At 71.1% G+C, this 7,113-nt stretch carries 4 protein-coding genes and 1 pseudogene; 3 read left to right on the top strand and 2 right to left on the bottom strand.

All coding sequences use genetic code 11. The features are described 5' to 3' along the window. Positions 1-176: 176 nt before the first annotated feature. Positions 177-2,255 (bottom strand): S9 family peptidase, encoded by a 2,079-nt coding sequence (locus A7A76_RS14060; protein WP_206411773.1) that lies wholly within the window; start codon positions 2,253-2,255, stop codon positions 177-179. 396 nt (positions 2,256-2,651) lie between these two features. On the opposite strand from A7A76_RS14060, the gene A7A76_RS14065 reads away from it, so the two are divergent. Together A7A76_RS14065 and A7A76_RS14070 are read left to right on the top strand one after the other, a co-directional pair. After that, positions 2,652-3,620 (top strand): GGDEF domain-containing protein, encoded by a 969-nt coding sequence (locus tag A7A76_RS14065; protein WP_241200943.1) that lies wholly within the window; start codon positions 2,652-2,654, stop codon positions 3,618-3,620. Between the two features lie 23 nt (positions 3,621-3,643). Next, on the top strand, positions 3,644-6,265 hold the full coding sequence (locus tag A7A76_RS14070; RefSeq protein WP_206411775.1) for a putative peptide modification system cyclase: 2,622 nt from the start codon (positions 3,644-3,646) through the stop codon (positions 6,263-6,265). Here A7A76_RS14070 and A7A76_RS14075 read toward each other — a convergent pair. Continuing rightward, entirely contained in the window at positions 6,217-6,534 is a 318-nt protein-coding gene (locus tag A7A76_RS14075; protein WP_206411776.1) for an NHLP-related RiPP peptide, read from the bottom strand. The genes A7A76_RS14070 and A7A76_RS14075 overlap by 49 nt on opposite strands. Before the next feature lie 270 nt (positions 6,535-6,804). Here A7A76_RS14075 and A7A76_RS14080 point away from each other — a divergent pair. Further along, positions 6,805-7,113 (top strand): annotated as a pseudogene (locus A7A76_RS14080) (putative peptide maturation dehydrogenase); the annotation flags it as partial.

A 7,113-nucleotide genomic window follows, 5' to 3' on the forward strand; every position in this document is an offset into this window, starting at 1 on the left:
CAGGCCATCCATGGCCTGGGTGGCGCACGGCGCGCATCGTGCGCGCCGCCCTTCGGGTCTCTGATTGCCTGTGGCGAGTTCGGGGCGGCGGGGGGAGCCAAGGGCAATAGCAATAGCAAGGTCGAAAGGGGCTCCGGCTGTCGCCGGAATGAGGGGTGTTGGGCGCGCTCGCTCGCTTACTTCTTCACTTCCTGCTTGTGCGTCTTCAACGCCTCGCTCAAGCCCTTCACCCCGTCCGCGCCGGCCGGTACCGAGATGCTCGAACCTTTGAAGTCCTCGCCGATCGGTTGCGCGCGCCCGCCCAGGCATTGGGCGAGGAAGCCCTCGGCGACCGCGTTGAACGCCATCGAGTTCTCCGGCCGGGCGAAGCCGTGGCCTTCGTCGGGGAACAGCACGTAGGTGACCGGGATGTTCTTCTTGCGCATCGCCTCGACGATCTGGTCGCTCTCGGCCTGGTTGACGCGCGGGTCGTTGGCGCCCTGGCCGATCAGCAGCGGCTTGTCGATCTGGTCGACGCGGGTGATCGGCGAGCGCGCGGCCAGTTGCTTGCGCCCGGCCTCGGTGCGCGGATCGCCCATGCGCCGGGCGAACTGTTCGAACAGGCTGGCCCAGTACGGCGGGATGGTCTTGAGCAGGGTTTCCAGGTTGGACGGGCCGACGATGTCGACGCCGCACTTGAACGCCTGCGGGGTGAAGGTCAGGCCGACCAGGGTGGCGTAGCCGCCGTAGCTGCCGCCCATGATCGCCACGTCTTCCTTGTGGCTGACGCCGCGCTGCACCGCCCAGCCGGCCGCGTCGATCAGATCGTCGTGCATCTTGCCGGCCCATTCGCCGTCGCCGGCGTTGACGAAGGCCTTGCCGAAGCCGGTGGAACCGCGGTAGTTGACCCGCAGCGAGGCGTAGCCGCGGTTGGCCAGCCACTGCGCATACGGGTGGTAGCCGTAGTAGTCGCGCGACCACGGCCCGCCGTGCACGAACAGCACCAGCGGCACCGGCTGGTCCGGCTTGCCGTCGCCGTCAGGGTCGGCGCTCTTGGGCAGGGTGAGGTAGCTGACCAGGGTCTTGCCGTCGCGCGCGGGAATCTCGACCGGCCACATCGGCACCAGCGGTTTGCCGTCCAGTGCCGGGCGGGTGGAGAACAGCCGGGTCAGCGCGCGCTCGCTGCCGCCGCGACGGAACAGGTAGGTCGCGCCCGGCTGCTCGGCGGCGCTGTAGTTCACCACCCAGGCGCGGTCGTCGAGGCTGCGCGAGGCCACCGCCACTTCGCCGTCGCCGAGTTGCTTCTGCAGCCACTGCAGGTCCTGGCCGATCGCCGGATCCAGCGCTTTCCACTGCTGGCGCAGGTAATAGACCGAGGCGGCCTGGACCTTGTCGCTGACCGGATCGCTCAGGCGCGCGCCGACGTCGGCGCGGGCGTCTTCCAGCAGCAGCGATTTCTTGCCGTCGGCGTCGACGGCGTACAGCGCGGCGGTGTCGCGGCCGCGCGCGTCGGTCAGGTACAAGGTGCGGCCGTCGTCGCTGTAGCCTTCGTACTCGGTGGTCTGGCTGTCCTCGAAGGGAATCGTGTCGACCACCGTCCAGCCGCCGCGGCCGTCGGCGGCGAGCAATTCGCCGTTGCCGTCCTCGCGCGTGCGGGTGGCGCGGCCGAGCTTGAGGTCGCCGTCGGCGAGGTAGCCCGACAGCCGGTCCTTGTTTTCCAGCACGAGCTTGCGCGCGCCGCTGGCGAGGTCGACTTCGTACAGGTCGTGCCACTTGGCGTCGCGGTCGTTCATGCCGACCAGCATGCGGTCGGGATGGCGGTGGGCGAGGCGGACCAGATTGGCGCGGGTCTTGGGATAGGCGGTGAGGTCGCGCGCCGCGCCGGGTTGGGCGACGTCGACCGCGTAGAGATGGAAGTTCTCGTCGCCGCCGCTGTCGCGCAGATACAGCAGGGTGCCGCTGCGATAGCTCCAGACGTAATTGCGGATGCCGCGCGCGGCGTCGTCGGTGACTGCGCGCGCCTGGGCCGGATCGCCTACCGGCGCCACCCACACGTTCATGACCCCGCGCAGCGGCGCCAGCCAGCTCAGGTAGCGTCCGTCCGGGCTGAGCTGGGCGTTGCTGCGCTCGGGGTTGCCGAACAGGGCCGAGCGCGGGATCAGTTCGACTTCGCTCGCCGCCGGGGCGGCGGCGGACGCCGGCGCGGCGGCCACGGCGGCGAGCAGGGCCAGGGCGAGACCGGCAGGCGAGGGTCGGCGGTGCGGACGAGCGGGCATGGCGGTTCTCCGTTTCCGTGACAGGTCGGATCCGAGTATGAACAGCAATCGGCCCCGGCCATGCAGTGCCGAAGGCCATGCCGGCGCGGGCATGAATGCGTCCGGCGTCGCGGCATGCGTTTGTTGCAGGCCTGCAACGATGGCCCGCCGCGCCGGCGCGGACGGCGGGATTACACTCGCGGCCGTACCGGGGAGAGGCGCGAACGGTGCCGTGCGGCATGGCCGTTCCTCCCCCCTGGCGGCGTTAGCTGCTCAGACTCAGGTGCTATCCTGCCGTCAAAGCTCCACAGGGGAAGTGGGCGCGGGGAGATCGGGATGAATCGCGATATGGCGGCGCCTTCGGTGGGCCGCGACACCGACAATTCGACAGCGACCGCGGCGCCGACGGACGTGGCGATGGCGGTGCTGACGCCCGGCGAATTCGAACTGTTCGCCGAGATCGGCCGGCCGCGCCGGGTCGAGGCCGGCCAGGTGCTGTTCCGTCGCGGCGAACTGGGCACCACCATGTTCGTGATCGCGCGCGGCGCGATCGTGCTCGACTTCGGCGACGACCTGGTGACCAAGCGCCTGGGCGTGCGCGAATTCTTCGGCGAACTCGGCCTGCTGATCGGCGACCACGCCCGCAGCGCCGACGCCATCGCCGCCACCGACGGCCTGCTGGTGGAACTGCGCCACGAGGAATTCCAGCGCCTGGTCGATCGCGACCCGTCGCTGGTTTCCTACTTCCTGCGCCGCGCGATCATGCGCGTGGTGCTCAACGAACAAAGCCTCATCCGCCGCCTGCGCCGGCGCAATCAGGACCTGGAAGCCGCGCTCGACAGCCTCTACGCCACCACCCACCAGCTCAACCAGACCGAAGAGCTGGTGCGCACCGACGACCTCACCGGCCTGTACAACCGGCGCGGGCTGACCCTGCACCTGCAGGAAGCGCGCGCCGCCGGCATGGCCGACACCCTGGGCCTGGTGCTGGTGGATTGCGACCGCTTCAAGCAGGTCAACGACGAACACGGCCACCTGGCCGGCGACCGCGTGCTGCAGAGCGTGGCCAACATCCTGCGCTCGGTCGCCGGCACCGAGGACATCGCCTGCCGCCTGGGCGGCGACGAGTTCTGCCTGCTGGTGGCCGCGCACACGCGCCAGGACGTGATGCGCTTCGCCGACTTCATCGTCCACACCGTGCACGGGCTGCTGCTGATTCCGCAATCGCCGCCGACGATCTGCCCGGTCAGCGTCGGCGCCTGCCTGGTCAGCGCCAAGCGCGACTGGAACGACTGGTACGCGCAAGCCGACGCCGCGCTCTATCAGGCCAAGCGCCTGGGCGGCAACCGCGTGCATTGGCAGGACGCCGAACTGAGCGCCGTCTGAGCGCCGTGGACAAGGATGCCGCGATGAACGACGCCCACCGCCCCGACGCCGACGGCCCGCAGCTGCGCACCCTGCTGCTGACCGACCTGTGCGATTCGACCACCCTGGTCGAGCGCATCGGCGACGGCCCGGCGGCGGAGCTGTTCCGCGAACACGACCGCCTGGTGCTGGCGCTGCAGCAGCGCTGGCGCGGGCGTTTGATCGACCGCTCCGACGGCCTGCTGCTGCTGTTCGAGCGGCCGATCGACGGCCTCGGCTTCGCCCTGGACTACGCCCGCGGCCTGCGCGAGATCGGCGCGGCGCGCAAGTTCGAACTCAAGGCCCGCGCCGGCCTGCACGTCGGCGAGGTGCTGACCTGGCGCAACAGCGACGAGGCGGTGCGCGTCGGCGCCAAGCCGGTCGAAGTCGAAGGCCTGGCCAAGCCGATGGCCGGCCGGTTGATGGCGACCGCGCGGCCGGGCCAGATCCTGCTGTCGGCGGTGGCCGAGCCGCTGGCGCACCGCGCCGCGCGCGAGCTCGGCGAGCGCGGCCAGCAACTGCTGTGGAAATCGCACGGGCGCTGGCGCTTCAAGGGCGTGCCCGAGCCGCAGGAGATCTACGAAGTCGGCGAGCCCGGCATCGCCCCGCTGCGCGCGCCGCCGAACGGGCCCAAGGCCTGGCGCGACATTCCGCTGTGGCGGCGGCCGGCGGCGCTGGTGGCCGAGGTCGCGCTGCTGGCGATGATCGGCGGCGGGGTCTGGTTCGCGACCCGGCCGCAGCCGGCGATCGCGTTCGGCCAGCGCGACTGGGTGGTCATCGGCGACCTGCGCAACCTCACCGGCCAGAGCGTGCTCGACGATTCGCTCGAGCAGGCCTTCCGCATCAGCCTGGAGCAGTCGCGCTACGTCAACGTGCTCAGCGACCTGAAGGCGCGCGACACGCTCGAGCGCATGCAGCGCAAGGGCGACACCGCGCTCGACCGCGCCGTCGCCTCGGAAATCGCCCTGCGCGACGGCGCGCGCGCGGTGATCCTGCCGACCGTGGCCGAAGTCGGCGGACGGGTGCGGGTGAGCGCCGAGGTCGTCGACCCGCACACCCAGACCACGGTCTACGCCGAGTCGGCCGACGGCTCCGGCAAGGAATCCACCCTGGCCTCGATCGACACCGTCACCGCGGCGCTGCGCGAGAAGCTCGGCGAGGCGATGAAGTCGATCGAGCGCGATTCCGAGCCGCTGCCGAAGGTCGCCACCGGCAATCTCGACGCGCTGCGCGCTTATGCCTTGGGCCAGAAGGCCTTCGGCGCCGGGCGTTACGAGGACGCGGCCAATTTCTATCAGCGCGCGACCTCGCTGGATCCGAGTTTCGCCCTGGCTTATCTGGGCGGAGTGCGCGCCGCGGTGTCGCGAGTCGACGCCACCCACGCCAAGCCGTTCCTGGCCCAGGCCCAGGAACACCGCGACCGGCTGCCGCCGCGCGATGCGCTGTACCTGGACGCCTGGGCGGCCGAGTTCGCCGGCGGCCATCAGGCCGCAGGCAAATGGAAACTGCTGGCCGATCTGTACCCGGATTACTTCGCCGGCGCCGCCAATTACGCTTTTGCGCTGATGCAGGAAAGCCGTTTCGGCGAAGCCAAGACCTACGCCCAGCGCATCACCGTGCCGCAAAACCCGCTGCGCGGCCACGGCTACGACCACCTCGGCCGCAGCGAACTGGGCCAGGAGAACTACGGCGCCGCGCGCGCCGCGTTCGACCAGGCGCTCAAGCTCGACATCGCCGACGCCGCGCGCCGCCGCGCCAACGTTTCCGCCGCCCAGGGCGCGCTCGACGATGCCGCGCGCCGGCTCGACGGCGGCGGCAGCGCGCGCAAGGGCTATGCCTCGGTGCGCGATCTCGACAAGACCGCGCTGCTGCTCGACCAGGGCCGCTGGCGCGATGCGGAGCGCTACATCGAGGCCGCGGCCAAGCGGCCGGTGGAAGGCAACGACCTGCTCAAGAACGTGCTGGCGGTGACCCAGGCCAGCGTGGTCGTGCTCAACGGCGACCGCGCGCGGGCGCGCGAACTGCTCGGCGCGGCCGCGCGCAACGCGCTGGACGCGTCGAAGGGCGCCGGTTACGACGAAGCCGACTATGTCTATCTGGCGCTGGCCAGCGCGTATCTGGCCCAGCGCCAGGACGATGCGACGCTGGCCCGCAGCGTGCTCGACGCGCTCAAGGACCGGCCGGGCCTGTGGGCCACGCCGAAGCTGGCGGAGCTGCGCGAGATCGTCCTGGCCGGGCAGGAGCGCCTGGACGGCAAGCCCGAGGCGGCGGTGCGCCGGCTGGCCGCGTTGCTCAGCGGCCACGAACTGTTCCAGACCCGGGCGGCGTTGATGCAAGCCTTCGAGGCCGCCGGCGATGCCGACAAGGCGCTGGAGCAGGCCCGCTGGCTGGCCGCGCACCGCGGCCTGGCTTACATCGAGCTGGTCGGCGGGCAGTCGCTGCAATCGCTCAACGTCGCCGACACCCGGGTGGCGCGGCTGCGCGCGGCGCAGGCGCTGAAGGCCTTGGGCCGCACCGCCGAAGCGGACAAGGAAGCCCAGGCGTACTCCGACGCCTGGGCCGCCAATGCGCCGCCGGCTTACTTGTCGTCGAGCGCCGGGCCGAGGTTGCCGGCCTCGAAGCAGTGAGGATTGTTGTAAGCGGCCGCCGAGGTCAGGAAATCCTTGATCGCCTCGCGCGCCTGGGCGATCTCTTCCTTGCTCGCCATGTCGCGGGTGCTCATGCACGACAGCTGCACGCCCTCGGGCACGGTGTGGCCCAGCGACTGCACCGCCGCGGTCGGGTCTTTCTCGAAGCTGGCGCGGAAGTCGTTGTCGGTGCTCAACAGCTCCAGCAGCTTGTCGGCGACCTTCGGATCCAACGGCGTATGCCCGCCGCCCGGTTTTTTCGTAGCCATAGGTAGTTCCCCAGTTCCCCCGTGATTGCCCTTGCGGGCGTAAAGCGGCGTCGCATGCGGCCGCCCCGGTCCAGCTGAGACAACGCGACAACCTGCAACGACAGGTCAGCGGCGTCGTTCAGCAAAGTCGGTTCGGCCCGGCGCCGGGCCGCCGCGCGGCCCTGACGAGCCGGCGCGGCATCCATCGCCTATTCTAGCCGCGGCCGCCGCGCCGGCCGCTCGCGCCGGGCCGCGCCCGTCGTTCCGCACGCCCGAGACCCGCCCGCCGCCATGCGCATCCGCCGCTGCTCCATCGTATTCATCGAACCGCGCGAAACCCTGTCGTTCGACCTGAACTCGCTGCTGCAGGGCGGCAACGGCCTGCACAGCCAGCGCCGCTGGCTGGCGCTGGCGCCGCACCTGGACGCGGAGGTGGAGATCGACGCCGACCAGCGCGAACTGCTCGGCGCGGTCGGCGCGCACGCCTGGACCGCGGCCGCCGACGTGCGAGCGCTGGCGCCGCAAGCCTGCGCGGCGCTGCTGCAGGCCGGCCTGCTGATCGGCGACGACGAGGCCCACGCCGGCGCGCGCGAGCGCGAC

This window comes from Lysobacter enzymogenes (assembly GCF_017168095.1).
GTDB classification, from domain to species: domain Bacteria; phylum Pseudomonadota; class Gammaproteobacteria; order Xanthomonadales; family Xanthomonadaceae; genus Lysobacter; species Lysobacter enzymogenes_D.

What these genes read in the sequence shown, in the direction of transcription:
- A7A76_RS14070 (WP_206411775.1), top strand. Translation starts at nt 3,644, where the DNA reads ATGAACGACGCCCACCGCCCCGACGCCGACGGCCCGCAGCTGCGCACC.
- A7A76_RS14065 (WP_241200943.1), top strand. Translation starts at nt 2,652, where the DNA reads ATGGCGGTGCTGACGCCCGGCGAATTCGAACTGTTCGCCGAGATCGGC.
- A7A76_RS14075 (WP_206411776.1), bottom strand. Translation starts at nt 6,534, where the DNA reads ATGGCTACGAAAAAACCGGGCGGCGGGCATACGCCGTTGGATCCGAAG.
- A7A76_RS14060 (WP_206411773.1), bottom strand. Translation starts at nt 2,255, where the DNA reads ATGCCCGCTCGTCCGCACCGCCGACCCTCGCCTGCCGGTCTCGCCCTG.